This window comes from Bradyrhizobium sp. 215_C5_N1_1 (assembly GCF_052075935.1).
GTDB lineage: Bacteria > Pseudomonadota > Alphaproteobacteria > Rhizobiales > Xanthobacteraceae > Bradyrhizobium > Bradyrhizobium barranii.
Genome location: NZ_CP197228.1, coordinates 5,469,738 through 5,495,649, shown reverse-complemented (window position 1 = coordinate 5,495,649; position 25,912 = coordinate 5,469,738). Strand labels below are relative to the sequence as shown.

The 25,912-nt window shown below is 65.3% G+C and carries 25 protein-coding genes; 18 read left to right on the top strand and 7 right to left on the bottom strand.

Annotated features, from left to right (window positions below; all coding sequences use genetic code 11):
- Positions 1-56 precede the first annotated feature (56 nt).
- Positions 57-3,584 carry a molybdopterin cofactor-binding domain-containing protein gene (locus AB7G19_RS26685; protein ID WP_441268339.1) on the bottom strand — a complete coding sequence of 1,176 codons (3,528 nt, stop codon included), beginning with the start codon at positions 3,582-3,584 and terminating at the stop codon, positions 57-59.
- Complete coding sequence (locus AB7G19_RS26680; RefSeq protein WP_441268338.1) at positions 3,584-4,066, bottom strand: (2Fe-2S)-binding protein; 483 nt, start codon at positions 4,064-4,066, stop codon at positions 3,584-3,586. Before AB7G19_RS26680 ends, AB7G19_RS26685 begins: the two co-directional genes overlap by 1 nt.
- A gap of 250 nt (positions 4,067-4,316) precedes the next feature.
- On the opposite strand from AB7G19_RS26680, the gene AB7G19_RS26675 reads away from it, so the two are divergent.
- From AB7G19_RS26675 to AB7G19_RS26635, 9 genes are all read left to right on the top strand, one after another.
- Entirely contained in the window at positions 4,317-5,774 is a 1,458-nt protein-coding gene (locus AB7G19_RS26675) for a 6-hydroxynicotinate reductase (protein WP_175618064.1), read from the top strand.
- Positions 5,771-6,667, top strand: coding sequence for a UPF0280 family protein (locus AB7G19_RS26670; RefSeq protein ID WP_441268337.1), 897 nt, complete (start codon positions 5,771-5,773; stop codon positions 6,665-6,667). The genes AB7G19_RS26675 and AB7G19_RS26670 overlap by 4 nt, the downstream gene beginning before the upstream one ends.
- Positions 6,668-6,682: 15 nt before the next feature.
- On the top strand, positions 6,683-7,267 hold the full coding sequence (locus AB7G19_RS26665; protein WP_085404807.1) for an amino acid synthesis family protein: 585 nt from the start codon (positions 6,683-6,685) through the stop codon (positions 7,265-7,267).
- A gap of 80 nt (positions 7,268-7,347) precedes the next feature.
- Entirely contained in the window at positions 7,348-8,550 is a 1,203-nt protein-coding gene (locus AB7G19_RS26660) for an ABC transporter substrate-binding protein (RefSeq protein WP_166094556.1), read from the top strand.
- Positions 8,551-8,702: 152 nt separating this feature from the next.
- Entirely contained in the window at positions 8,703-10,592 is a 1,890-nt protein-coding gene (locus AB7G19_RS26655; protein WP_441268336.1) for an ABC transporter permease, read from the top strand.
- Entirely contained in the window at positions 10,589-11,374 is a 786-nt protein-coding gene (locus tag AB7G19_RS26650; RefSeq protein WP_063983951.1) for an ABC transporter ATP-binding protein, read from the top strand. Before AB7G19_RS26655 ends, AB7G19_RS26650 begins: the two co-directional genes overlap by 4 nt.
- A complete protein-coding gene (locus AB7G19_RS26645) occupies positions 11,371-12,075 on the top strand; it encodes an ABC transporter ATP-binding protein (RefSeq protein WP_085404805.1) in 705 nt (234 codons plus the stop codon). Before AB7G19_RS26650 ends, AB7G19_RS26645 begins: the two co-directional genes overlap by 4 nt.
- A gap of 14 nt (positions 12,076-12,089) precedes the next feature.
- A complete protein-coding gene (locus AB7G19_RS26640; protein WP_063983949.1) occupies positions 12,090-12,545 on the top strand; it encodes a MarR family winged helix-turn-helix transcriptional regulator in 456 nt (151 codons plus the stop codon).
- A 167-nt stretch (positions 12,546-12,712) separates the two neighbouring features.
- The gene (locus AB7G19_RS26635) at positions 12,713-13,102 is read left to right on the top strand and encodes a hypothetical protein (protein ID WP_441268335.1); all 390 of its coding nucleotides are present in this window, start codon (positions 12,713-12,715) and stop codon (positions 13,100-13,102) included.
- A gap of 4 nt (positions 13,103-13,106) precedes the next feature.
- On the opposite strand, the gene AB7G19_RS26630 is transcribed toward AB7G19_RS26635, so the two are convergent.
- Together AB7G19_RS26630 and AB7G19_RS26625 are read right to left on the bottom strand one after the other, a co-directional pair.
- Positions 13,107-13,790 carry a hypothetical protein gene (locus AB7G19_RS26630; protein ID WP_441268334.1) on the bottom strand — a complete coding sequence of 228 codons (684 nt, stop codon included), beginning with the start codon at positions 13,788-13,790 and terminating at the stop codon, positions 13,107-13,109.
- A 125-nt stretch (positions 13,791-13,915) separates the two neighbouring features.
- On the bottom strand, positions 13,916-15,112 hold the full coding sequence (locus AB7G19_RS26625) for an amidohydrolase family protein (RefSeq protein WP_441268333.1): 1,197 nt from the start codon (positions 15,110-15,112) through the stop codon (positions 13,916-13,918).
- Positions 15,113-15,269: 157 nt separating this feature from the next.
- Here AB7G19_RS26625 and AB7G19_RS26620 point away from each other — a divergent pair, with 157 nt between their 5' ends.
- The 3 genes from AB7G19_RS26620 to AB7G19_RS26610 all read left to right on the top strand — a co-directional run bounded on the left by AB7G19_RS26620 (position 15,270) and on the right by AB7G19_RS26610 (position 17,870).
- Positions 15,270-16,043, top strand: a complete 774-nt coding sequence (locus AB7G19_RS26620) for a ferredoxin--NADP reductase (RefSeq protein WP_063983946.1) — start codon at positions 15,270-15,272, stop codon at positions 16,041-16,043.
- Between the two features lie 106 nt (positions 16,044-16,149).
- Positions 16,150-16,473, top strand: a complete 324-nt coding sequence (locus AB7G19_RS26615) for a hypothetical protein (protein ID WP_166352348.1) — start codon at positions 16,150-16,152, stop codon at positions 16,471-16,473.
- An 89-nt stretch (positions 16,474-16,562) separates the two neighbouring features.
- Entirely contained in the window at positions 16,563-17,870 is a 1,308-nt protein-coding gene (locus tag AB7G19_RS26610; protein ID WP_441268332.1) for a cytochrome P450 family protein, read from the top strand.
- On the opposite strand, the gene AB7G19_RS26605 is transcribed toward AB7G19_RS26610, so the two are convergent.
- From AB7G19_RS26605 to AB7G19_RS26595, 3 genes are all read right to left on the bottom strand, one after another.
- On the bottom strand, positions 17,771-19,021 hold the full coding sequence (locus AB7G19_RS26605; protein ID WP_441268331.1) for a DUF763 domain-containing protein: 1,251 nt from the start codon (positions 19,019-19,021) through the stop codon (positions 17,771-17,773). The genes AB7G19_RS26610 and AB7G19_RS26605 overlap by 100 nt on opposite strands.
- Positions 19,022-19,113: 92 nt before the next feature.
- Positions 19,114-19,914, bottom strand: a complete 801-nt coding sequence (locus tag AB7G19_RS26600) for an ABC transporter substrate-binding protein (protein ID WP_441268330.1) — start codon at positions 19,912-19,914, stop codon at positions 19,114-19,116.
- A gap of 10 nt (positions 19,915-19,924) precedes the next feature.
- Positions 19,925-20,902 carry a tripartite tricarboxylate transporter substrate binding protein gene (locus AB7G19_RS26595; protein WP_441268329.1) on the bottom strand — a complete coding sequence of 326 codons (978 nt, stop codon included), beginning with the start codon at positions 20,900-20,902 and terminating at the stop codon, positions 19,925-19,927.
- Positions 20,903-21,012: 110 nt separating this feature from the next.
- Here AB7G19_RS26595 and AB7G19_RS26590 point away from each other — a divergent pair, with 110 nt between their 5' ends.
- Genes AB7G19_RS26590 through AB7G19_RS26565 form a run of 6 tightly spaced genes read left to right on the top strand, consistent with a single transcriptional unit; the run spans position 21,013 to position 25,898 of the window.
- A complete protein-coding gene (locus AB7G19_RS26590) occupies positions 21,013-21,723 on the top strand; it encodes a TetR/AcrR family transcriptional regulator (RefSeq protein ID WP_166094647.1) in 711 nt (236 codons plus the stop codon).
- 30 nt (positions 21,724-21,753) lie between these two features.
- Positions 21,754-22,638, top strand: coding sequence for an amidohydrolase family protein (locus tag AB7G19_RS26585; RefSeq protein WP_441268328.1), 885 nt, complete (start codon positions 21,754-21,756; stop codon positions 22,636-22,638).
- A 52-nt stretch (positions 22,639-22,690) separates the two neighbouring features.
- Positions 22,691-23,404 (top strand): PIG-L deacetylase family protein, encoded by a 714-nt coding sequence (locus AB7G19_RS26580; protein ID WP_439034608.1) that lies wholly within the window; start codon positions 22,691-22,693, stop codon positions 23,402-23,404.
- Positions 23,401-24,084 (top strand): 4-carboxy-4-hydroxy-2-oxoadipate aldolase/oxaloacetate decarboxylase, encoded by a 684-nt coding sequence (locus AB7G19_RS26575; RefSeq protein WP_441268327.1) that lies wholly within the window; start codon positions 23,401-23,403, stop codon positions 24,082-24,084. The genes AB7G19_RS26580 and AB7G19_RS26575 overlap by 4 nt, the downstream gene beginning before the upstream one ends.
- 27 nt (positions 24,085-24,111) lie before the next feature.
- Positions 24,112-24,981, top strand: coding sequence for a hypothetical protein (locus AB7G19_RS26570; RefSeq protein ID WP_441268326.1), 870 nt, complete (start codon positions 24,112-24,114; stop codon positions 24,979-24,981).
- Positions 24,981-25,898, top strand: a complete 918-nt coding sequence (locus AB7G19_RS26565) for a DUF1932 domain-containing protein (RefSeq protein WP_439034611.1) — start codon at positions 24,981-24,983, stop codon at positions 25,896-25,898. The genes AB7G19_RS26570 and AB7G19_RS26565 overlap by 1 nt, the downstream gene beginning before the upstream one ends.
- Positions 25,899-25,912: the final 14 nt, after the last annotated feature.

Below are 25,912 nucleotides of genomic sequence, written 5' to 3'. Positions count from 1 at the left end.
CCGAAGGGCCGCGTTAGCGCAAAGTGTGAAGCGGTTTTCCGGTCATGCTCCAAAAATCAATGCGTTGAGGTGCGCACCCGCGCGATCGTCTCGCGCACGCCGGACCAGGCCGGCTTGTCCGGCGCGAATTGCTGGCGCAGGAAGCTGACCAGTTCTTCGACCTGCGCGTCGCTCATGCTGTTCTTGAAGGCGGGCATGTAGCCGAGGTCGCTGGAGACGGGCTCATTGATGCCGTGCAGGACGACCTGCACGAGATTGTCCGATGTCGCGCTGTGCAGATTGCTGTTGAGCGCGAGCGAGGGCCGCGTTCCGAACAGCGGCAGGCCGCCGACCTCGTGGCAGACGGCGCAGGCGCCCTGATAGAGCCGCGCGCCGGTGGAAGCGGCGGTCGCGACTTGCGTTGCGCCTTCGAGCTTCGCGGCGAGCGCATCCTGCGTCTGCGTATCGGTTGCGGGGTCGTTGAACGAGTTGAGGTAGATCGCCATCGCGCGGATGTCCTGGTCGGGTAGCGCCGTGAGATCCCTGACGATCGGCGCCATCGGACCGGCCGCGACGCCGTGATAACGCGACTGGCCGGTGCGCAAATAGGCGAAGAGTTCGTCTTCACTCCATGGAATCGGCGCATGCGAGAGCGAGGTCAGGGCCGGCGCTTCCCAGCCCTCGGCAAAGCCGCCGGCGAGATAGGCCTCGCGTTGCTCCGCGCCGAGCGCGTTGCGCGGCGAATGGCAGGCGCTGCAATGGCCAAGGCTCTCGACGAGATAGGCGCCGCGATTCCACTGCTCGGATTTGGCGGGATCGGGCTTGAATTCGCTCGTTCTGTGGAACAGGGCATTCCAGCCCGCAAGCAGCGGGCGGAGGTTGAACGGGAAGGCGAGCGCATTCGCCGGCGCCGTGGCGCGCACCGAAGGCTGGGTCATCAGGTAGGAGTAGAGCGCCTGCATGTCGGCGTCGCTGGTCTTCGCGAAATGGGTGTAGGGGAAGGCGGGGTAGAGCTGCCGTCCGTCGCGGTGCAGCCCGTCGCGCATCGCGCGCTCGAATGCGGGATAGGACCAGGCGCCGATGCCGGTCTCGACGTCAGGCGTGATGTTGGTTGAGTAGATCGTGCCGAACGGCGTCTGAAGTGCGCGGCCGCCGGCGTTGAGCACGCCATTGAGGCTGGTGTGGCACTCCGCGCAATTGCCGAGTGCTGCGAGTTGCTCTCCGCGCGCGATCGTCGCCGCGGAATAGACCGATGGATCGGGACGTGCGATCGGCGCGATCGCGCGCCCGGGCAGGAGAGCTGCGCCGACGCCGATCGCGGCAGTGCAGACCGCCGCAATCGTTGCGAAAATGCCGGCGCGCTTGGCGAACGGATTCTGCCAGATGCGTGACGGCGGCGGCGCAGCGGGTGCGGGCAGGGCTTGCGGCATGGCTGCCGCGTCGCCGTGCAATCCCTTAAGGATGCGCTCCGGCGTGAACGGCGGCTCGCGGAAGCGCACGCCGGTGGCATCAAAGATCGCGTTGGCGATCGCGGCTGCGCTCGGCACCGAGGCGGACTCGCCGACGCCGAGCGGCGGTTGGTCCTGACGCGGCAGCATCAGCACGTCGATCTTGGGCAGGTCGGGGAAGGGGATGATCGGATAGGCGCCCCATTCGCGCGCCGCCACTGCGCCGCGCTCGAACGACACTTCTTCCATCAGCGCGCGGCTGGTGGACTGGATGACGTTGCCGTGGATCTGGTGGCGCACCCCGTCGGGGTTGATCATCAGGCCGGAGTCCTGCCCGGCGACGACGCGCGTGACGCTGACATCGCCGGTGGACTTGTTCACCGCAACGTCGGCGACCCAGGCCGACCACGCCGCGCCATAGCCGGGAAACTTGCTGTGGACATAGAGCGCATAGGCAAAGCCGCGCCCGTGCACGACGTCGCCGCCTTTCTCTTCGCGGACGGGCCGGGGCGTCCAACCCGCGCGCTCGGCCACGGCATTGACGAGATCGACGGCGCGCTGGTCTTTCAGGTAACGCAGGCGGTATTCGATCGGATCGACGCCGGCCTCGGTCGCGGCCTCGTCGATATAGGATTCATGCGCGAAGGTGTTCGGCAGGGCCGAGACACCGCGAAACCAGGAGGCGCGCACGATCGGCGCCATGTCATGGGCGACGACGCGCATGTGGTCGTAGTCGTAGGGCGGGATCGCAGTGCGGTCGCCCATCTGGAGCACCATGGGCTCCGGTGAAATCCGCCCCGTCAGCAGCAGCGCCAGCGTTGGCGCGGCGTTCGAGGGATAGCGCGTGGCGAGATCGTAAGCAGCGATGCCGCCGTCGGCGTCGAGCCCACCATTGACATCGATCAGCTGCGCGGTGCCCTTGGGCTCCCAGGCATGCTCCTGCTCGCGCGTCAGCTGCACGCGCACGGGCCGGCCGACGGCGCGCGACAGCAGCAGCGCATCCGCGGTGACATCATCGGCGCAGTTGCGGCCGTAGCAGCCGGCGGCCTCCAGGCGGATCACCTCGATCTCGCTTTCGGGACGTTCGATCAGGAGCGCCAGATCGCTGCGCAGGACATGCGGGTTCTGCGTGCCCGACCAGACGCGGATGTTACCGTCCTGGACATCGGCGACCGCGCAGGACGGGCCGATCGAGGCGTGCATCTGGTACGGCCACACATAAGTGCGCTGCATCGGCGTGGCCGCGCTTGATATCGCCTTATCGACGTCGCCCTTGTCGATCAGCGTGCGCGGCGTCGATGGATTGGCGCGCAGCGCGGTCTCGACGTTGGCGAGATCGGTTAGATGAGGTGTCGGCTTCCAGCTCACCGCGAGCTGCTCCGCCGCGCGGATCGCGTTCTCCTCGCGCTCGGCGACCACGCCGACGAAATCGCCGATGCGCACGACGGCAATGATGCCGGGAATGTCGCGTATCGAGGACTCATCCACCGCGATCAGGCTGGTGCCGACGAACGGGCCGGCATCGACGCCGGCATAGGGCGGGCGCACCACGCGGCCGTGCAGCATGCCTGATAGCCGGACGTCGTGCACGAAGGTCAGCTCGCCGGTCGCCTTGGCGGGCAGGTCGACGCGCGGCGTCGACTGGCCGACGATGGCGTAGTCGCCAACGGGCTTGAGCGCGACGTCGTCGGCAAGCTCGAGGCGAATGGTCTCGCCGCCGATCAGTTCGCCATAGCTGACGCTGCGGTTGTGCCCGCGCACGAGGCCGTCTTCGATCTTGATCTCGCTGGCCGGCAGCTCCAGCCGCTCGGCAGCGCGCGCGATCAGGAAGTGCCGCGCTTGGGCTGCGGCCTTGCGCAGGGGGACGGCGGTGATCTGGATGGTCTCGCTCGCGATCGTCGCGCCCTGGTTCGGCACCACGGCGGTATGGCCGAGCACCACGACGACGCGTGCAAAGGACACATCCAATTCTTCGGCGACGATCTGGCCGAGCGCGGTGCGGATCCCGGTGCCGAGATCGACGTGGCCGTTATAGGCCGTGACCGATCCATCCGTGGTGATACGGATGAAGGTCTCGGATGTGACTTCGTCCACGGTGCGGACGACGACGAGCGAACCGGATTGCCGCTCAGCTCCGTTCGAAACAGGGGAGGCCATCAATCAACGGCCTCAGTGATCTGGCCGGATGCGCGCATCACCGCGCGCAGGATCTCGACATGGGTGCCGCAGCGGCAAAGATTGTAGCGCAGCGCCGACAGCGCCTCCTGCTCGGTCGGCTGCGGGTTGATCGCAAGCAGCGCCTTGGTGGTCATGATCATGCCGTTGAGGCAATAGCCGCACTGCGCGGCCTGCTCGTCGATGAAGGCCTGCTGCACCACATCCGGCTTGTCGCGCGTGCCGAGCCCCTCGAGCGTCAGGATGTCGCGGCCTGCGCAGCCGCTGACGGGGATCACGCAGGAGCGCGCGGCCTGCCCGTCGATCAGGACAGTGCAGGTGCCGCATTCGCCTAAGCCGCAGCCATATTTCGGACCGTTGAGCGCGAGATCGTTGCGCAGCACATAGAGCAGCGGCGTCTGCGGCGCTGCCGTGATCTCGTGGATCCTGCCGTTCACGGTGAGGCGGATCGGTGTCTGCGTCATCCTCGTTCCCAAGCCCGTGGCCAAGTGCTCGTCAAAACCTACGTCGCGACGATACCGTTTGTACACAAACGTGCAAGCCGCGCATGCCGCACTGCAGCGCGACTGCCTTCTTTGTGGACAGAGCGGATAGGCAAATGGGGTTTTATGCGGCAGCCGCATCTTTTGCGCCGCACCGCCGCTTGACAGCCTTAGGGAGGGCGCGCAACATCGTTCGTATACGAATGATAACCGCAGTCGGCTGGCTTTGCACATGGTGACTGAAACGACGAGCGCCGCCATCGACAAGATCCGTTGCGATGCCTGTCCGGTGATGTGCTACATCAAGCCGGGCGCGGCGGGCGCCTGCGACCGCTATGCCAACCACGACGGCAAGCTGGTCCGCGTCGACCCGCACGTGATCCTGGAACGCACCGTCTCGCATGGCGGCAAGCTCGTTCCGTTCAGCCGCACCGAAGATTGGGACGGCAAGATCGTCCACGAGCCCTCAACCTTTGTGACGGCGATCGGCGCGGGCACGACCTATCCCGACTACAAGCCGGCGCCGTTCATCGTCTCGTCCGAGATCGATGGCGTCGATATGGTGACTGTCGTCACCGAGGGCATCTTCTCCTATTGCGGCATCAAGGTGAAGATCGACACCGACCGCTATCTCGGCCCGGAAACCGCGACCGTTCGCGCGCAGGGCGAGGCGGTCGGCCACGTCACGACAAGCGAATACGGTTCGCAGATGCTGTCGCTCGGCGGCGTGCATCATCTCACCGGCGGCTCCAAGAAAGAGGGCCGCGTCACCTGTGACACGCTGATGGATCTCGCCAATTGCAAGGCGGTCGAGCTGACCATCGACGGCGGCGCCAGCGTGGTGGTGCAGGCCGGCCAGCCGCCGATCGTCAACGGCATGAAAGAGGAGCGCATGCGTGTCGGCTGCGGCTCGGCGACGATCGGCATGTTCGCCAAGCAATGGCACGGCAAGGTCGACGAGGTCGTCGTCGTCGACGACCACATCACCGGCGTGCTCTCGGAGCACCAGGCCGGCAAGCTGCTCGACATCGCCGACACCGGCATCAAGATGAAGGGCCGGCGCTCGACGCCCGGTCGCTATTTCCAGGTCGCCGATCCCGGCACGGGGTGGGGCGGCACCAACATTTCCGATCCGCTGGCGATTCTCGGGCCGTTCGACGCCAAGGAAGCCAAGCCTGGTCTCTCCATGCTGATGGTCTCCACGACCGGCGAGCACTCGTCTTATTATGTGCTCGACGAAGCCCTGAAGCCGGTCGAGACCGAGATGCCTGATGACCTGAAGTTCTCGGTCGAGCGCATCCAGGAGAATTGCGAGCCGGCGCTGTGCACGGTGCTGTTCATGGCCGGTGCCGGCGGCTCGCTGCGTGCGGGCGTCACCGACAATCCGGTGCGGCTGACGCGCTCAGTCAAGGACGCTTTGACGCGCGTCACCAGCGGCGGCGCGCCTGTTTATGTCTGGCCGGGCGGCGGCATCACCTACATGGTCGACGTGACACAGATGCCTTCGGGCGCATTCGGTTATGTGCCGACGCCGGCGCTGGTCGCACCGATCGAGTTCACGATGAAGCTGTCGGACTACGCCGCGCTCGGCGGGCACATGGATTACGTCAAACCGCTCTCCGAAGTGCAGAACGGCGAAGATGTTCGCCAGTTGCCCTGGCAGAACCCGATTCCGGGACGCCGGGCATGACCAGGCTCCCGCAAATCGCATTGCTGTCTGGTGGCCGGCGGCTGCATTTGCAGGATGGACCGATTGATCTGATCGTGGAGGCGAGGGGGCGCGCGGACGCAGTGCGTGCGGCCTATGAGGCAGCGGCGCGGCGATTCACCGGACTGCTCGACGAACTCTGTGCGGAATTGCCGGAACTGCGGACGGCTGCTGAGAAGCAGACTTCGCTGAAGGGCGTGGTGGCGCGTCGGATGCACGCTGCTGTCGCACCCTATGCTTCCGATTGCTTCATTACGCCGATGGCCGCGGTTGCCGGCAGCGTGGCAGAGGAGATTCTTGGCGCCATGCTGGGCGCTGCGGCGCTCGATCAGGCCTATGTCAACAATGGCGGCGATATCGCGCTGCATCTCGGCGAGGGCGAGCATTTTTCGGTCGGCTTGATGGATCGGCCTGATCGTGACGGCGTGCTGCGCAAGATGAGGGTCTACTCAGGTGATCCCGTGCGCGGCATCGCGACCAGCGGGCGTCACGGCCGCAGCTTTTCGCTCGGCATTGCCGACGCGGTCACGGTGCTGGCTGCCACCGCATCGCAGGCCGATGCGGCCGCGACGGTCATCGCCAATGCCGTCGATCTGCCCGGGCATCCCGGCATCATCAGAAAGCCTGCGAACGAGCTTCAGCCCGACAGCGATCTCGGCGCGCGTCTCGTCACCCGCGATGTCGGTGAATTGTCGCAGAACGAGGTCGCGGCCGCACTGGAATCTGGCGCGGAATGTGCACGGCAATTGTTCGATCGCGGATTGATCGAGGGTGCCGTGTTGCAGCTTTGTGGTGATATGCTTGTCATCGGAACCAGGGATATGGAAGAGCAACGAACGCGCCCGCGCATGCTGGAGAACGCGGTCTATGTCTGAACAGGGAAGCGAAACATGAGCGCGATCATCCGCAAGATCGTCACCGTCGTCGAAGAGACGCAGATGGAAATGGGTCGCCAGGTCTCGCCGCCGACGCGGCGCGCCGCGGCGATTGCCGTGATCGAGAACCCCTTTGCCGGCAAATATGTCGAGGATCTGTCGCCGCTGATCGCCATCGGCGAGGAGCTCGGCGATCTCCTGGCGAAGCGCGCGGTGGCGGCGCTGGGCATCGATGGCGCGAAGGCGCAGAGCTACGGCAAGGCCGCGGCGGTCGGTGAGAACGGCGAGCTGGAGCATGCGGCGGCTATCCTGCATCCGAAGATGGGCGCTCCGGTGCGCAAGGTTCTGAGCAAAGGCGCGGCGCTGATCCCGTCGTCGAAGAAGCGCAGCGGCCCTGGCACGACGCTGGACATTCCGCTTGGTCACAAGGACGCCGCCTTCGTGCGCAGCCATTTCGACGGCATGGAGGTGCAGATCAACGACGCCCCGCGCGCCAACGAGATCATGGTCGCGGTCGCCGTCACCGATAGCGGCCGTCCCTTGCCGCGCGTCGGCGGGCTGACGGTTGCGGAAGTGAAGGGTGAAGACGGTTTGAAATAGAGTTTGAACCGGGGAGGCGGGCATGGCTTCTCCGACAAGATCACGCTGAAGACGTAGAGAGTTCAAAACTGGAGGTTGGGATGCGAGCGAGAAACACTTTTGTGGGCGCGGCCTTCGCGCTGCTGGCGGGCGGCATGGTTCATTCGGCCGTGGCGCAGGAGATCAAGATCGGCGAGATCAACAGCTACTCGCTGTTGCCGGCGTTCACCGAGCCCTATCGCAAGGGCTGGCAGCTCGCAGTCGAACAGGTCAACGCGGCCGGCGGCATCAACGGCAAGAAGCTCGTCGTCGTCTCCAAGGACGACGGCGGCAAGCCGGCGGATGCGCAGACCGCGGCCAACGAGCTCGTCTCCAGCGAGGGGGTTGCGATGCTGACGGGTACGTTCCTGTCGAACATCGGTCTCGCCGTCAGCGACTTCGCCAACCAGAAGAAGGTGTTCTTCCTCGCGGCCGAGCCGCTGACGGATGCCATCACCTGGTCCAAGGGCAACAAGTACACCTTCCGTCTGCGCCCCTCCAACTACATGCAGGCGGCGATGCTGGTGGAAGCAGCCAGCAAGCTGCCGGCCAAGCGCTGGGCGACGATCGCGCCGAACTATGAGTATGGCCAGTCGGCGGTTGCGGTGTTCAAGAAGCTGATGTCGGAGAAGCGTCCTGATATCCAGTGGGTCGATGAGCAGTGGCCGCCGCAGGGCAAGATCGACGCGGGTCCGGTGGTGCAGGCGGTTGCCGCAGCCAATCCCGAAGCGATCCTCAACGTCACCTTCGGCGCCGACCTCGTGAAGCTCGTGCGTGAAGGCAACACCCGCGGCCTGTTCAAGGGGCGCGAGGTCGTCTCGTTCCTGACCGGCGAGCCCGAATATCTCGATCCGCTCAAGGACGAGACGCCGGAGGGCTGGATCGTCACCGGCTATCCCTGGTACTCGATCAAGACGCCCGAGCATGACGCGTTCCTGAAGGCCTACCAGGCCAAGTACAACGATTATCCGCGCCTGGGCTCGATCGTCGGTTACCAGACCATCAAGGCGGCCGCTGCGATCCTTGCGAAGGCCGGCTCGACCGATCCGGAGAAACTGATCGCCGCGGCGGAGGGGCTGTCGATGCCGTCGCCGTTCGGCGAGATCACCTTCCGCAAGATCGATCACCAGTCGACGCTCGGGGCCTATGTCGGCAAGACCGCGCTGAAGGACGGCAAGGGCGTGATGGTGGATTCTTCTTACAAGAAGGGCTCGGACTATCTGCCGAGCGACGCCGAAGTCGATAAGCTGCGTCCGAAGGATTGATGCGAAGAGAGACCGGGGCCTCATGGTTCGAGACGCGCGGCGTTGCCGCGCTCCTCACCATGAGGGTCCCGGACCTCATCCTGAGGAGGCGCGTAGCACCGTCTCGAAGGATGAAGCCCCATACTGAGACTTATTCTTAACCCGGACCGCCGATGGCCTTTTATGTCGTACAGTTTCTGACCGGTCTCGCCAGCGCAGCGTCGCTGTTTCTGGTGGCCTCGGGCCTGTCGATCATCTTCGGCGTGACGCGGATCGTGAATTTCGCGCATGGCGCCTTCTACATGATCGGCGCCTACATCGCCTTCACGCTCACCGAGCGGCTTTCGGGAGCGTTCGGCTTCTGGGGCGCGATCGTCATCGCCGCGTTTGCCGTGGCCTTGATCGGCGTCATCGTCGAGATGGTGCTGCTGCGCCGCATCTATCATGCCCCCGAGCTGTTCCAGCTGCTTGCGACCTTCGGCCTGACCTTGATGGTCGAGGATCTCGTCGTGCTGATCTGGGGCCCCGACGATCTCGTCGGCCGCCGCGCGCCGGGCTTCAAGGGCGCCATCGATTTCTTCGGCCAGAACATCCCGAGCTACGATTTGTTCCTGATCGTGCTCAGCCCGGTCGTACTCGGCATTCTCTGGCTGCTGTTCCAGCGCACGCGCTGGGGCGTGCTGGTGCGCGCGGCGACGCAGGACCGCGACATGGTCGCAGCGCTCGGCGTCAACCAGAAATGGCTGTTCACATCCGTGTTTGCGGTCGGCGTCTTCCTCGCCGCACTCGGCGGCGCGCTCCAGATCCCGCGCGATGCCGTGCATCACGCCATGGATCTGCGTATCATCGTCGAGGTCTTCGTCGTGGTCGTGATCGGCGGCCTCGGCAGCATCGTCGGCGCCTTCGTTGCGGCGGTGCTGGTTTCCGAGCTCAACGCCTTCGGCATCCTGATCTTCCCGAAGATCTCCATCATCCTGGTCTTCCTGGTGATGGCGGTGGTGCTGATCGTCCGGCCTTGGGGCCTGTTCGGCAAGCCCGAGGCGGCCGCGCGCAAGACACCGGGCCTCACCGTCAATCCCTGGCGGCCGCTGACGTCGAACGAGCGGCTCGCGGCGCTCGCCGCGCTCGTCATCGCGGCGACGTTGCCGCTGTTCGCCGGCAATTATGTTCTCACAGTCGGTTCGGAGATTGCGATCTTCGTGATCTTCGCCGTCAGCCTGCATTTCCTGATGTCGGTCGGTGGGCTCGCGTCCTTCGGGCATGCCGCTTATTTTGGTCTCGGCGCCTACGGCGTCGCCTTCCTCGCCAAGATGGCCGGGCTGCCGATGGTCGTGTGCCTGCTGCTCGGGCCGCTGCTGGGCTGCATGGGCGCTGCCGTGTTCGGTTTCTTCGCGGTGCAGCTTTCCGGCGTCTATTTCGCGATGCTGACGCTTGCGTTTGCGCAGATCGTCTGGTCGATCGCGTTCCAGTGGGTGAGTGTAACGGGCGGCGACAACGGCATACTCGGCGTCTGGCCGTCAAGCTGGGCGGCGAGCCCGGGGCATTTCTATTGGTTGGCGCTCGGCGTTGCGGCACTCGTGACGGTCGCGCTTCGGGCCATGGTATTCTCGCCGTTCGGCTACGCACTCAGGGCCACGCGCGACTCGCCTCTGCGCAGCGAGGCGGTCGGCATTAATGCCAAGCGCATCCAGTGGACGGCGTTCGTGATCGCAGGCACGACCGCCGGCATCGGTGGCGCGCTGTTTGCCTACCTCAAGGGCAGCGTCTTCCCCGACAATCTCGGGATCTCGCTGTCGGTCGACGCACTCGTCATGGTGCTGCTCGGCGGCGTCGAGACGGTGTCGGGCGCGGTGATCGGCGCTATCGTCTACAAGGCGCTCAACATCTGGCTGGTCAGCCAGACCGACCTGTCAAAACTTGTGCTCGGTGGCTTCATCGTGCTGATCGTCGTCGTCTTCCCCAAGGGCATCGTCGGCACGCTGGAGATGCTGGCGCAGCGGCGCAGGAAGACATCGCCGCCGGGATCTCCCTTGCTTGCCAAGCCGATCGAGTCCGTCGAATGAGCGTCGCACCCCCACTTCTCGCGGTTGAAGGCCTGTCCAAATCCTATGGCGGCATCCACGCCGTGCGCGGCGTCTCGTTCTCGCTGCGATCAGGCGAAATTTTGGCCCTGATCGGTCCGAACGGCGCCGGCAAGAGCACCTGCTTCGACATGCTCAACGGCCAGAACAAGCCTGATACCGGCCATGTCCGTCTGCTCGGCGAGGAGACCACCGGCAAGAAGCCGCGCGAGATCTGGCGGCTCGGTGTCGGGCGCACCTTCCAGATCACCGCGACCTTCGCGACGATGACCGTGCGCGAGAACGTGCAGGTCGCGCTGATCTCGCACGGCAAGCAGCTGTTCAATCTCTTCGGCTCGGCCCCGAATTTCGACCGCGGAGAGGCGGGCCGGCTGCTCGAGCTCGTCGGCATGGGCGGCTACGCCGATCGTCCTTGCGGCGAGCTCGCCTATGGCGACCTCAAGCGGCTCGAGCTTGCGGTGGCGCTTGCCAACGAGCCCAAGCTGCTGCTGATGGACGAGCCGACCGCCGGCATGGCGCCGCGCGAGCGCGTCGACCTGATGCGGCTGACCGCGCAGATCGCGCGGGAAAAATCGATCGGCGTGCTCTTCACCGAGCACGACATGGACGTGGTGTTCGAACATGCCGACCGCATTATCGTACTCAACCGCGGCACGCTGATCGCCGAAGGCTCGCCGGCCGAGGTGCGCGGCAATCCGCAGGTGCAGGCCGTCTATCTCGGCGAGGGCCTGCTTTACGATGCCGGGCATGGAGCCTCCGCATGAAGCTCACGGTGCAAGACCTCAACAGCCATTACGGCCCGGCGCATATCCTGTTCGACATCGGTTTCGAGGTCGGCGAGGGCGAGGTGGTGGCGTTGCTCGGCCGCAACGGCGCCGGCAAGTCGACGACCTTCCGTTCGATCGTCGGGCTCGTTGCCCAGCGCTCGGGGCGCATCATGTTCGAGGGCAAGGATGTCTCGGCGCGCCCGACGCATGAGATCGTGCGCGACGGGCTTGGTTACGTGCCCGAGGAGCGGCGCATCTTCACTGATTTGACGGTGGAGGAGAATCTCGAGGTCGGCCGGCAGCCGAAGCGTCCGAACGCCCCGCACTGGACCCGCGAAAAGCTGTTCGCGCTGTTTCCAAATTTGGGTGAGATGAAGAACCGACCGGGCGGCCGCATGAGCGGTGGCGAGCAGCAGATGCTCACCATCGCGCGCACGCTGATGGGCAATCCGTCGCTGGTGCTGCTGGACGAGCCCTCGGAAGGCCTGTCGCCGAAGATCGTGGAGCAGATGGTCGATGCCATCCTGACCATGAAGAAGGAAGGCGTCAGCATCGTCGTGTCCGAGCAGAATTTGCACTTTGCGCGGCTGATCTCCGATCGCGCCTATATCATCGAGCGTGGCCGCATCTGCTTCGGCGGCACCATGGCCGAGCTCGACGCGCGTCCGGATGTCCGCGACGCGCATCTGTCGTTGTGAGGGGCGGGGAGCGGATGGCGAGAAGCGTTGCGGCGAAGAAAAGCGTCAAACCGGCAAAATCATCTTACGTGCTCGACGAGCAGGTCGGCTTCATCCTGCGTCAGGTCTGGCAGCGCCACAGCTCGATCTTTTCGCGCGACATCGGCACCAATCTCACGCCCACGCAGTGGGCGGCATTATCGAAGCTGGCCGAGACCGGGCCATGCTCGCAGAACCAGCTCGGGCGGCTGACGGCGATGGATGTCGCGACCATCAAGGGCGTGATCGATCGCCTGACCGCACGAGGCCTGACCGAGACCAGCCAGGATCCCGAGGACGGACGGCGGCTTCTGGTCAGCCTGACGCGCGCCGGTCAGCAGCTTGCGGAGAAGGTCGCGCCGAGTGCGCTCGCGATCACCAGGGAAACGCTTGCGCCGCTCGACGCCAGGGAGCGCGAGATGCTGATGGCGCTGTTGAACAAGCTGCGGTGAGCAAGGTGCCGTAGGGTGGGCAAAGGCGTGTAAGCGCCGTGCCCACCATCTCTGTGGCTTGGCGAAGAACGGTGGGCACGCTTACGCTTTGCCCACCCTACGGCAGTTGAACAAGCTGCGGGGACTGGCGACTAACCTCGATGAAGGGTTTGTCGAGGTCTTCCGATATGAGAGCGGCGACGCGGTTTGCAATGGTTTTGAGCCTTGGTGCGGCGCTGGCGGGCGAATGCGCCCCTGCCTGGGCGTCGCAGCCCTATGAGGGCTTCTGGGCGTCGACCAAAAAGGATTGCCGCGATCAGGACAGCGCCAACCGGATGAGCATCGAAGGCGGCAACCGCCTCTATTGGTACGAGACGCGCTGCCGCGCCAGCGAGATCACCGCAGACGGCAAGCAAAGCTGGAAGATGCGGCTTGCCTGCGAAGGCGAGGGCGAAAAGTTTCGCTCCAATCCCCGGGTTTCGGTTGCGGCGGATGGCCGGCTGGTGATCGAGAATGGCCCGGTCGGCCAGGCCAAGCGCCAGACCTACGTGCGCTGTGAGATCGCAAAGAAGCGCTGATCCCTTACGTCTTCCCCGGCCATTTGGCGCGGTAGCGGATTTCGCTGCCATCGGCGAGCCGCCGCCACGTGCCGAATTCCGGCGTATGCGGCGCCCGGGCCGTCAAGTCGATCGGATAGATCCGGCTCGGCTGGCCCTGGATGTTGACGGCGAGCTGCCGGTGCGAGGTTCTAAAGGCAAGCTCGACTTCGCCTGCGATGACGGGTTGGTCGCCATCACGATAGAAGGCGGAGGGGGTCACTTCACCCGGCATGGTGTTGAGGTCGGTCTGCAATTCGATTGCGATGCCCTGCGGTGACGCCGGCACCACGACGCCGGCCGGAAAGCGAACCTCGAACACGAGCAGTGGATTGCTGGCGTTCGGATTGAGCCAGGGCGTGGCGGTCGTATACGCGTAGACGGCGTAAGTGACACCGGCGGCGAGGCAGAGCAGGACGACGACGCCGAGTGACTTCAGGCTGTTGCGTGCGAGGCCGCCGCTATTGTCGTCCTTGGGTGTCGCCAGCTTGGTGGCGAGCACCAGGCCGATCACTGCGCCGATGGGGGCGATGGCGAACAGGGCGACCAGCCCCGTCGTGATCGGGTCTGCACGATCGCCGAAGCCGGTCAGCTCGAGCAGCCCGATCGTGGCGATGAAGCCTGCCGCCGCACCGGCGATGCCGGCGGCAATCCGCAGCGAACTTTTCATGTCTCCCTCGATGGTCCAGCAATGAACTGCCGCCGCCGAGGGCTGCCTGCGTTAGACGCGGCAGGCAGCAGACTTGTTCAATGCCTTCGAGGGGCGATGCCGAGCGGCGAGCTGCTCCGGCTGCGTCACTTCGCCACCACGTCCGGCACCCGGCCGGCCGGCGGCGTGTTACGGCTGCGCTGGGTGCGCACGATGCCGTCGATGATGGTCATGCCGATGCCGGGGAGGTCGCCGAGCTGGACGCTCTCCAGGATGGTCTTGCCGGGCGAGTGCTGGGCCTTGTCCATGATGACGAAATCGGCGGAGCGGCCGACCTCGATCAGGCCGCAATCGAGCTGACGCATTCGCGCGGTGTTGCCGGTCGCAAGGCAGAACGCGATCTCGGCCGGGAGGTCACCGAGCGAGGACAGCATCGAGACCATGCGCAGAATGCCGAGCGGCTGCACGCCGGAGCCGGCCGGCGCGTCGGTGCCGAGGATCACCCTGTGCAGATCGTTCATTTCGCGCGCGATGCGCAGCGTGAACAGGGCCGAGCGCTCATTGCCGTTGTGAACGATCTCGAGGCCGCGCTTGCAGCCCTCGCAGATGCAGCGGATCTGGTCGTCGGGAAGCGCGGTGTGGCCGCCATTGATGTGGCCGACCACGTCGGTGTCGGCCTCCAGCACCACGTCCTTGTCGATCAGGCCGGAGCCTGGGATCGAGGGGCCGCCGGTGTGGATCGTGCTCTGGATACCGTATTTGCGGGCCCAGCCGACCATCTTGCGCGCCGTTGGGCCGTCCTTGACGCCGCCGAGGCCGACCTCGCCGAGCAGCTTGACGCCGGCGGCGGCCAACTCCTTGAAATCCTCCTCGACCATCTCGCATTCGATCACCGGCGCGCCGGCGTGAACCTTCACGCCGCCCGGGCGCAGATTCCAGAATGCGCGCTGCGCGAAGATCGCCATCGCCTTCAGCCCGACGACGTCGCGCGGGCGGCCGGGCATGTGAACCTCGCCGGCGGAGATCATCGTGGTGACGCCGCCATGCAAATTGCTGTCGATCCAGCCGATCTGGTTCTGGCGCGGCGTCCAGTCGCCCGCCACAGGGTGGACGTGGCTGTCGATCAGGCCGGGCGCGACCGTGGTGCCGTTGGCCTCGACGATGGTGGTCGCGCCTTCGGTGTTGAGGTCCTTGAAGCGGCCGATCGCAGTGATCTTGCCGTTCTCGGCGATGATGGTGTCGCCGTCCAGGATCGGCTTTTCCAGGGCGCCGGACAGGATCAGGCCGATATTCCGGATCACGAGCTTCGAGGGTCCGGTGGCCTGGGGTGCGTCATGCGCCATGGAAGGGGCTCCTTGTTCCTAACTGCAACGCTCGCGATCTTGGGCAGCCTTGACCCCGGGAGCAAGCAGGATTATTCATTAGTACACGAATGATCGTGTACAAACGACGCATAGCTGCCCGCCTCGGAACCGCATTGGAAGCGACAGGGAAGGTGAGATGAGCAATTTCAATCAGGAAAGCGTTTTGAGCGTCCACCACTGGACCGACACGCTGTTCTCTTTCAAGACCACCCGCAGCCCGACCTTCCGTTTCCGCAACGGCGAATTCACCATGATCGGGCTCAAGGTCGGCGAGAAGCCGCTGTTGCGGGCCTACAGCGTCGCCAGCGCCAATTACGAGGACACGCTGGAGTTCTTCTCGATCAAGGTGCCGGACGGTCCGCTGACCTCGCGCCTCCAGCATCTGAAGGAAGGCGACGAGATCATCGTCAGCCGCAAGGCCACCGGCACGCTGGTGATCGACAATCTCGAAGAGGGCCGCAACCTCTACCTCATCGGCACCGGCACGGGCCTCGCGCCGTTCCTGAGCGTGATCAAGGACCCCGAGACCTATGAGCGGTTCGAGAAGGTCGTGCTGCTGCACGGCTGCCGGCATGTGAAGGAGCTCGCCTATGGCGAGATGATCACCGAGACGCTGCCAAAGGACGAACTGATCGGCGAGTACATCCGCGATCAGCTGATCTATTATCCGACCGTGACCCGCGATCCCTTCCGCAACCGCGGCCGCATCACCGACCTCATCACGTCCGGCAAGCTGTTCGCCGATATCGGCCTGCCGCCGCTGGAAGCCGCCCATGACCGGGTCATGATCTGCGGCAGCCCGGCATTGGTCGCTGATACCCGCGTGCTGCTGGGCGAGCGTGGCCTCATTGAGGGCAATCACGGCGAGCCGGCCCAATTCGTGGTCGAAAAGGCCTTTGCCGAGCGCTGATCGCGGATTTTTCGCGCAATAAGACCGTATTTTCGCCGTTCGGCGGGCGTTGCGGCGCCGATTCCGTGCGCGATACACTGTGGGAGCGAATCAGCGGAGTTCCCACATGGTTGCGGACAGCGACAGCAACATCGCCTGGCACCGGGTCCAGTTGAAGAAGAACCGCGCCGAGTTGAAGGCGCTGGAGACCGCGCGCTTCACGATGGGCGAGATCGCGTCTTCGAAACGGAATGGGGAGACCCAGAAGACGATTGCGGAACTCAAGCGCAAGATCTCGCTATCCGAGCGCGTCATCGCCGATCACGACAAGCGCACGCGCCGCCCCCTCGGCACCGATCTGCAAAGCCTCGCCAACGGTAGCTGGAGCCATTGGGACGCCTACACCAATCAGCAGCGCAAGACCGGCCAACGCTCGCCGGGGCGCGGATAGGCTCGCTTCTTCTCGCGCGGTTCCGGCCCTTGCGCGTCGCCGCGTACACACCATCTGGTTGAGGCGCCACCAACCAATACGGTGATCCCATGACACCGCGCCTCGATTTCACCAGCGAGGCCTTTTTCCGCGATCCGCCCAAGGCGATCGCGGCGCTGCGCGCGTCCGGCCCCGTGATCGCGACGCGATTTCCTCTGGTCGGCGATGTCTGGGTCACCACGACCCATGACGCCACGGCGCAGGTCCTGAAGGACGGCACCACCTTCACGCTGCGCAAGGGGGACGGCAAAGTCGCTGGCCTGCGCTGGTGGATGCCAAAACTGGTCACCACCATCGCCAACAACATGCTGACGATGGACGAGCCTGATCACACGAGGCTGCGCGGCATCGTGGACGAGGCTTTTCGCCGCCGCGCGATCGTGGCGATGGAGCCACGCATTCGCGCCATCGCCGACGGCCTGGCGAACGACCTGTTTGCCGATGGCGGCCCCGCCGACCTCGTCCAGCGTTACGCCCGCATCCTGCCGGTGTCGGTGATCTGCGAATTGCTGGGCCTGCCTGCGGCCGATCGTCCGCGATTCATCGCCTGGGCCAACAAGATGTCGTCGCTGACGAATGTCGTCAGCTTCTTCCGCCTGCTGCTCGCGTTTCGCAAGATGCGCGCCTATCTCGAACGGCAGTTGCAGGTCGCGCGCGTGCAGGGCGGCGAGGGCCTGATTGCCGAGCTGGTTCAGGTCGAGCGTGAGGGCGGCCAGATCACGCCGGACGAAATGGTGTCGATGGTGTTCCTGCTGCTTGCGGCAGGATCGGAGACCACGACGCATCTGATCAGCGGCTCGGTCTACGAGCTCCTCAGAAATCCGGGCTTGCGCGATTGGCTGGAGCAAGACCGGAGCCGCGTCGGGCTCGCTGTCGAGGAGTTTTTGCGCTTCGTGTCACCGGTGCAGTTTTCCAAGCCGCGCTATGTGCGGCGGGATATCGAGCTTGCGGGCGTGCCGCTGAAAAAGGGCGATCGCGTCATGGTCATGCTCGCCGCGGCGAACATGGATCCGGCGGTGCATGACCAGCCCGAGCGGCCCGACCTCGCGCGCAAGCCGAACCGCCACATCTCGTTCGGAACGGGAATTCACTTCTGTCTCGGCCATCAGCTCGCACGGATCGAGGCGGCCTGTGCGCTGGAGGCGCTGTTTGCGCGATGGCCGAAGCTCGGTCTCGCCGTCGATCCCGCGCAGATTCACTGGCGCAAGCGGCCGGGCATGCGTGCCATCGCGGAGTTGCCGGTCGTCGCGGTGGACAGTCAGCCCGTCGATTTCCGTGACGCCACGACATCGCGCTCCCAGCCGAACACGGATCGGCCGTCGAGATCGGGCGAGGCTTCACGCTCTCCGGCGATGTAGGCCTCGACCGACGGACCGCTGGCAGTCCGCTCCAGCCGCCGCGCCTGGTCGTCGAGCCGCCTGATCGCCTGCATCTCCTCTTCGCGTCCGAGCTTGGCGTTCTGGATCGCGCCCTTCAGCACGCGGATGGTCTCGTCATAGACCTTGATCGGGACGGGGTAGGGATGCCGGTCCTTGCCGCCATGGGCGAGCGAGAAGCGCGCGGGATCGTTGAAGCGATAAGGCGCGCCATGCACGACCTCGGCGACCATCGCCAGCGAGCGCACGGTGCGCGCGCCGACGCCGGGCGTCAGCAGCAATTCCGGAAAATCGACCGGGCCGCGTTCGGCCGCGGCGGCCAGCGTGCCGTGCAGGCGGCGTGCGAACACGTCCTTGGGCCTGACATCATGATGCGCGGGCATGATCAGATGCGGCAGCATCGCCTGCGCCGGCTCGGGCGCAGTGCCGGTGAGCCGCTCGAATTCAGTGAGGATGCGATCGGGGCCGAGGCCGCTCAACAGTTCGAGCTGCGCGGCGCGCGAGACATCGGCGCGGTGATCGGTGAGATTGACGATCTCGCCCTGCTGCGGGCCGTCGATCGCGCTGTGCGGCGTGTCGACAAAACTCTTCAGCGCCTCGGAATGCCAGTGATAGCGGCGGGCCTGGCGCTTGTCGCCATTCATGCCCTGCTGCACCACGGTCCACTTGCCGTCGGCGGTGACGAAGAAGCCGTGGAGATAGAGATCAAAACCATCCTGCACAGCCGCGCTGTCGACTTTTGCCACCAGGCGGCTGGCGCGCGTGAGTTTTGCGCCGTCGAAGCCGACGCGATCGCCCAGCTGCAACAGCTCGTCAGGCGTCTTGCGCGAATGCTGGCCGCGGCCGCCGCAGACATAGATGCCGAGCTCATCCTGGAGCGGTCCGAGCCCGCGCTTCAGGGCGCCGATCACGGAGGTGGTTATGCCGGAGGAGTGCCAGTCCATTCCCATCACGGCGCCGAACGACTGGAACCAGAACGGATGCGAGAGCCGCTGGAGGAAGGCGTCGCGGCCGTAGTGAAGTACGATCGCCTGCGTGACGATCGCGCCCAGCGACGACATGCGGGTGGCGAGCCAGGGTGGAACCCGGCCGGTGTGAAGGGGAAGATCGGCGCTGCCGGTTCGGCGAGTCATGATCGACGCAAATTAGCGCAATCCGGGGACGGTTGCATTGAGGGAATACTGTATTGGGCAGGGCGGGAGGACACCTCACCCCAGTCCGCGAGCTACTCGCGCGTCGCCTTGGACGCGCCGCGCAGGCCAGCCTGCTGCTGGATCGTGTCCAGCGCGCCGGACGACTGCTCGTCCGTCACGAAGCGGTTGAGCAGGGGAAGGGCGTCCTCGCGCCCCTTGGGGATCGCGATGGCCATATGCTCGGCGCCCCAATTGCCGTCGAGGATTTTCGCGCCCGGCATCTGGTCGGACATCTCGAACAGCGTCGGTTTGTTGGTGGCGTAGAGGTCGATCTCGCCGCGGCCGAACATCGCGATGGCGACCTTGACGCTTTCGGCGGGAACGATGGTCGCGCTCCTGAACTTCGCCGGCAATGTCCGTTCCGAGGTCGAGCCCTTGGTGACGCCGATCTTCACACCCGGTCTGTCGATGTCCTCGATCCTGCCGATCGGCGAGTTCGCCGGGACGAGATAGCCGAGCTCGATTGCCAGCACGGGCTGGCTGAAGCTGACCTCGTTGGCGCGGGCCGGCGTGGCGTTGGTCACGGTGAAGTCGACCTGGCCGTCACGGATCGCGGTGACGATGTCGGCGACGCGCTGAAACCTGACATAGTCGACGGCAACGCCGAGCCGTTTGGCCAGCTCGCCGCCGAGATCGTAGGCGAGGCCATGCGGCTTGCCGGCTGCATCCGTCACCATCGAGGTCGGGCTGCCCGGATAGATGCCGACACGCAACGTGCCGCTCGGCGCCAGCAGCCTGGCTTCGCCATCGGCGCGCGCGGGCGCGCCGAGCAGGCCGGTCATTGCAAATGCGAGCAGGGCGGTGCGCGCAAATCGCCGGGAAGAGGTCCTCATGTGGCGAGCCTCACTGCGCGCGGATGTCGGCGGCCTTCAGCACCGGCTCCCATTTGGTCGCCTCGGCGTGCATGTAGGCGTCAAAGTCCTTGGCGGAGGAGCCGACCGGCGCCGCGCCGATCTTGCCCAGCGTCGACAGCACGTTCGCGTCCTGCAGCGCCGCCTTCAGATCGGTCTCGAGCTTCGCCACGATCTCCGGCGGCATCTTGGCAGGTCCAAGAACGCCCCACCAGACCGAGACGTCGTAGCCGGGGACGCCTGATTCCGCGATAGTCGGCACATTCGGCAGCGCCTTGGAGCGTTCGGCCGAGGTCACCGCGAGCGTGCGCACCGGGCCGCCTTCGAGCTGGCCGATCGCTTCCGCCAGCGGATTGATGCTGAGCGGAATCTCGCCAGCGATCACGGCGGTCAGCGCCGGTGCACCGCCTTTGTAGGGGATCGCGACGATCTTGCTGCCGGACATGTATTTGAGCAGCTCGCCGGCGAGATGCGCGGAGGTGCCGTTGCCGGACATGCCGTAGGAGAGCTTGTCGGGTTCCTTCTTTGCGGCGGCGAGGAGATCGCCGAGCGTCTTGTAAGGGCTGTCCTTGGCGACGACGATCGCAAGCGGCGAGGAGGCGACCTCGGTGATCGCGGTGAAGTCCCTGAACGTGTCGTAGGGCACGCTCGGATAGATGAACTGGTTGAGCGGATGGCCGCTCGCGACCAGGATCAGCGTGTAGCCGTCGGGGGCGGCCTGCGTCAGCGCCTGCGAGGCGACGATGCCGCCGGCGCCGGGGCGGTTGTCGATCACCGGCTGCTGGCCCCAGGTCTTCGCCAGCGCCTGGCCGAGCGTACGCGCAAGCACGTCGACGGCGCCGCCCGCCGCATAGGGCACAAGGATATGGACCGGCTTGCTCGGGTAATTGTCGGCGGCCTGCGCGGTGCCGCCCAGCAGCAGGCCGGCACCCAGCATCAAACCGCCGATTGTCTTGTTCAAACCCAGCATTTTCCAGCACTCCTTGCGGGCTTTCGCATCCTGCCTCGGTGTTCCCGTCCGGACGCCGCCCATGGTTCTTGTTGACGAGACCTGATCTTTTGTACGATAGTACAAATCACATGGTACGCAAGCCCACCAGCAAGGAAACGGCCCGCAAGCCGAACATGCGCGAGGCGATCCTCGCCGCGGCCGAGGAGCTGTTCGCCACCAACGGCTTCAATGCCGTCTCGGTGCGCGACATCGCGCAGGCCGCCGGCGCCAATCCCGGCAGCGTCACCTATCATTTCAAGACCAAGGACGGCCTGCTGCTGGAGATCTACCAGCGCCATTGCGGGCCGATGAATTTGCGCCGTTCCGAGCTGCTCGCCGCAGCCAAGCGCGTGCGCGACCTCCAGGACCGGCTGGAGGCGATCGTGCGCGCCTATGTGGTGCCGGCCTTCACCTCGGGCAGCGATCTCGCCGGGGGCGGGGCGCGCTTCACGCGGCTGCGCGCCGTGATGTCCGCCGAAGGCAACGAGGTCGTGCGAAAAATCATCGCGCAGACCTTTGACGACACCAGCCATGCCTTCATCGACGCAGTCCACGAGAGCCTGCCGCATATTCCGCGCACCGACATCGTCTGGCGCAGCCACTTCCTGCTCGGCGCACTCTATTACTCGCTGGTGACGCCGGATCGCGTCTCGCGCCTGTCGCGCGGCGAGGCCGACGGCAGCGATGCCGCCAGCGCCATCGAGCAGTTGGTGCAGGCCACCGTCGCCGCCTTCCAGGCGCCGGCGCTCGATCAGGCCGCGCCGGTACGGCGGCGGCCGGTCGTCAGCAGCAAGACTTGAAAGAAGCGATCTCGCTCGGCGGTTCACCTGATGACAACGATTTACACGCCGACCATTCCGCCGCCAGATCCGAACACGCGCACGCCGAAGTTCAAGCTGCCAAAGCTGTCCTGTGACGCGCATTGCCACATCTTCGGGCCCGGCGCGAAATACCCTTACGCGCCTGACCGTTCCTACACGCCGCCGGATGCGCCGCTCGAGGACTTTCGTGCGCTGCATGCCAAGCTCGGCGTCGAGCGGGCCGTCATCGTCAATGCCAGCGTGCACGGCACCGACAACACGGTCGCGCTCGATGCGATCGCGCAGAGCAATGGCGCCTATCGCGCGGTCGCCAATATCGACGACACCATCACCGAGCGTGGCCTCCAGGTGCTGCACGAGGGCGGCTTCCGCGGCTGCCGCTTCAATTTCGTGCGCCATCTCGGCGGCGTCCCAGACAAGGGCGTATTCAACCGCGTCATCGCGATGGTCGCGCCGCTCGGCTGGCACATCGATCTGCATTTCGATGCGATCGATCTGCCCGAATATGCCGACATGCTGGCCAAGCTGCCGCTGAGCTACACCATCGACCATATGGGACGGGTGAAGGCGTCCGAGGGGCTCGACCAGCTTCCGTTCAAGATCCTGATCGAGATGATGCAGCGCGACGAGAAATGCTGGGTGAAGATCTGCGGCTCGGAGCGGGTGTCCTCGGCCGGACCGCCGTTCACGGACGCGGTGCCGTTCGCGCGCAAGATCGTCGAGACCGCGCCCGACCGTGTCATCTGGGGCACCGACTGGCCGCATCCCAACGTCAAGGTGATGCCGAATGACGGCGACCTCGTCGACCTGATCCCGCTGTTCGCGCCGGAGCTGGAATTCCAGCAGAAGATCCTGGTCGACAATCCCGCGCGTCTGTTTGGGTTCGACACATGACGGTGCTCGCGATCGATACGTTGCTTATCAAGGAAAGAGGGGAGTTCGTCCCATGAAAACAGGTCTCGTGATCACCGCCCATCCCGGCGATTTCGTCTGGCGCGCCGGCGGCGCCATCGCGCTGCATGCGAAGAAGGGTTATCGCATGAAGATCGTCTGCATGTCCTTTGGCGAGCGCGGCGAGAGCCAGTTCGCCTGGAAGGAAAAAGGCGCGACGCTGGAATCGGTCAAGGCCGGCCGCAAGGACGAGGCGGAGCGGGCGGCGAATCTACTCGGCGCCGAGATCGAGTTCTTCGACTGCGGCGACTATCCGCTGAAGCTCACCGAGGCGCATTTCGACCGCATGGTCGACATCTACCGCGAGCTCAATCCGAGCTTCGTGCTGACGCACGCGCTGGAAGACCCCTACAATTTCGACCATCCCAACGCGGCGCATTTCGCGCAGGAGACTCGTGTCGTGGCGCAGGCGATGGGCCACAAGCCCGGCGCGCAGTACAAATACTCGGCGCCCCCGGTGTTCCTGTTCGAGCCGCACCAGCCTGAGCAGTGCAACTACAAGCCGGACCTGCTCCTCAAGATCGACGAGGTCTGGAAGGAGAAGTACGAGGCGTTCCAGATCCTCGCCGCGCAAAAACATCTCTGGGGCTATTACGAGCGCGTTGCGCTCAACCGCGGCATCCAGGGCAGCCGCAACGCCGGCGTGCCCATGACCTATGGCGAGGCCTATCAGCGCCTGTTCCCGACGGTCGCGGAGGAGCTGGCATGAAGCCCGTCGTCGTTCGCAACATTGAGCGCGCCGATCCCGCAGGGATGGCAGAGTACGGCGTTTCGACCGTGCACGAGGCGTACGGCCGCATCGGGCTGATGAAGCCTTACTTGCGGCCCGTCTGGGCAGGGGCGTCGATTGCTGGCCCCGCCGTCACCGTGCTGGCACAACCCGGCGACAACTGGATGATCCATGTCGCCGTCGAGCAGTGCAGGAAGGGTGACATCCTCGTCGTCGGCTGCACCACTGATAACACCGACGGCATGTTCGGCGAGCTGCTCGCGACGTCGCTGCAGGCGCGCGGCGTGCAGGGGCTGATCATCGACGCCGGCTGCCGCGACGTCAAAGCGCTGCACGAGATGAATTTTCCGGTGTGGTCGCGCGCCGTCTCGGCCAAGGGCACGGTCAAGGCGACGCTCGGCTCGGTCAACATTCCAGTGGTCTGTGCCGGGGTCAACGTCGATCCCGGCGACATCATCGTGGCCGATGACGACGGGGTCGTGGTGGTGCCCAAGCGCTATGCCGCTGAAGTCGCCGAAAAGGCGAAGAAGCGCAACGCGGACGAGGGCGGCAAGCGCAAGCGGCTGACCTCGGGTGAGCTCGGCCTCGACATGTACAACATGCGCGAGGCGCTGGCGAAAGCCGGGCTCGTCTATGTCGACAATCCCGAGGACGTCTAAGCGGGACCAGAGAAGCGGAGCGGGCGGATGGATCGTCTCAAGTTGAAGGCCGTGCTCGGCAGTCACCCTCACGTGCAGGCGGTGAAGAGCGGCGAGCTCCGCTCCGACCTGTTCGACCTCGATTTCATCGCGTACACGCCGACCAACACGGCGTTCAAGCCGATGGTGCGCGAGCAGGCTTTCGACGTCTGCGAGATGGCGATCGTCACCTATCTGATGGCGAAGGCGCATGGCAAGCCGCTGGTGCTACTGCCTGCCACCATGCTCGGCCGCTTTCAGCATTCCTACGCGCTCTACAACCCTGCAAGGGGAGCGCTCGGCCCCTCCGATCTCGAAGGCAAGCGCGTCGGCATCCGCTCGTTCACGACCACGACCGGCGCATGGATCAGGGGCATTCTCGCCAACGATTACGGCGTCAATCTCGACAAGATCCGCTGGGTAACCTTCGAGGATCCGCACGTTGCCGAATATATCGACACCACCGAGCGTGCGCCGAACGACAAGAAGATCCTGCAGATACTGATCGATGGCGAGCTCGACGCCGTCCTCGGCGAGACCTCTGATCATCCCACGTTGAAGCCGCTATTCTCCGATCCTGCCGCAGAGGCTGCCAAATGGTACACCCGTCGTGGTGTCGTCCCGGTCAATCATCTCGTGGTCGTGACCGAGCGGCTTGCAAGATCGCGCCCCGATGTGGTTGCGGGCGTCTATGATCTCCTGAAGCGGAACAAGGCGCAGGTGGGACCCGCGGCGACGCCCGACCTCGTTCCGTTCGGGATCGAGGCGAACAGAAAACCGTTGGAGCTGATCGTCGACTACGCATTCCAGCAGGCGCTGATCCCGCGCCGCTATGCGGTCGAGGAGCTGTTCGACGAGACGACACGAGGATTGAATTGATGGCAGGTGATCCCAGGCGCTGGCAGATCGGGCTCGTCGGCTACGGCGAGGTCGGCAGGATCCTGGCTGAGGATTTGCGGCAGCAGGATATCAAGGTGGCCGCTTACGACATCAAGCTCGGAGGCGAGCACGGCGCTCCGTTGAAGGAGCATGCGACGAAGTTCGGCGTGACGCTGGCGGTGTCTCACGCCGAGCTGACCGCGAAATCCGATTTCATCATCTCCGCGGTCACGGCGAGCCAGGCCGTGCCCGTTGCAAAAGCCTGCGCTGGCGCAATCAACCAGGGCACCTGGTTCCTCGATTTCAACTCGGCCTCGCCGGGTGCCAAGCAGCGCGCCGCCGCTCTGATCGACGGCGCTGACGGACGCTATGTCGAGGGGGCCGTGATGACCTCGGTGCCGCCTTATCGCATCAAGGTGCCGCTGCTGCTCGGCGGCCCCGGCGCGAGGGAGCTCGAGCCGCTGCTGAATGCAATCGGGTTCGAGGCCAAGGTTGCGAGCGACAAGCTCGGCGTGTCGTCGGCCGTGAAGATGTGCCGCAGCATCATGATCAAGGGCCTTGAGGCCATGGTCATCGAGAGCTTCACCACCGCGCGCGCCTATGGCGTCGAGGATGCGGTGCTGGCCTCGCTCGCGGAGACGTTTCCGGCGATCGACTGGGAGAAGCAGGGCGCCTATTGCTTCCAGCGCGTGATCGAGCACGGCCGTCGCCGTGCCGAGGAGGTGCGTGAAGTCGCGGAGACCGTGCGCGAGGCGGGGCTGACACCGTGGTCGGCGCAGGGCACCGCCGAGCGGCAGGCGTGGGTCGCCGATCTCGCTGATGACGGCCTGTTCGGCATCAAGGGGACGAAGGAATTTGCCCGCAGCGCCGATTGGCGCACCGAGGCGGATCGCATTCTGGCGAAGATCAAGCGCTGAGATCCAGCGCGCAT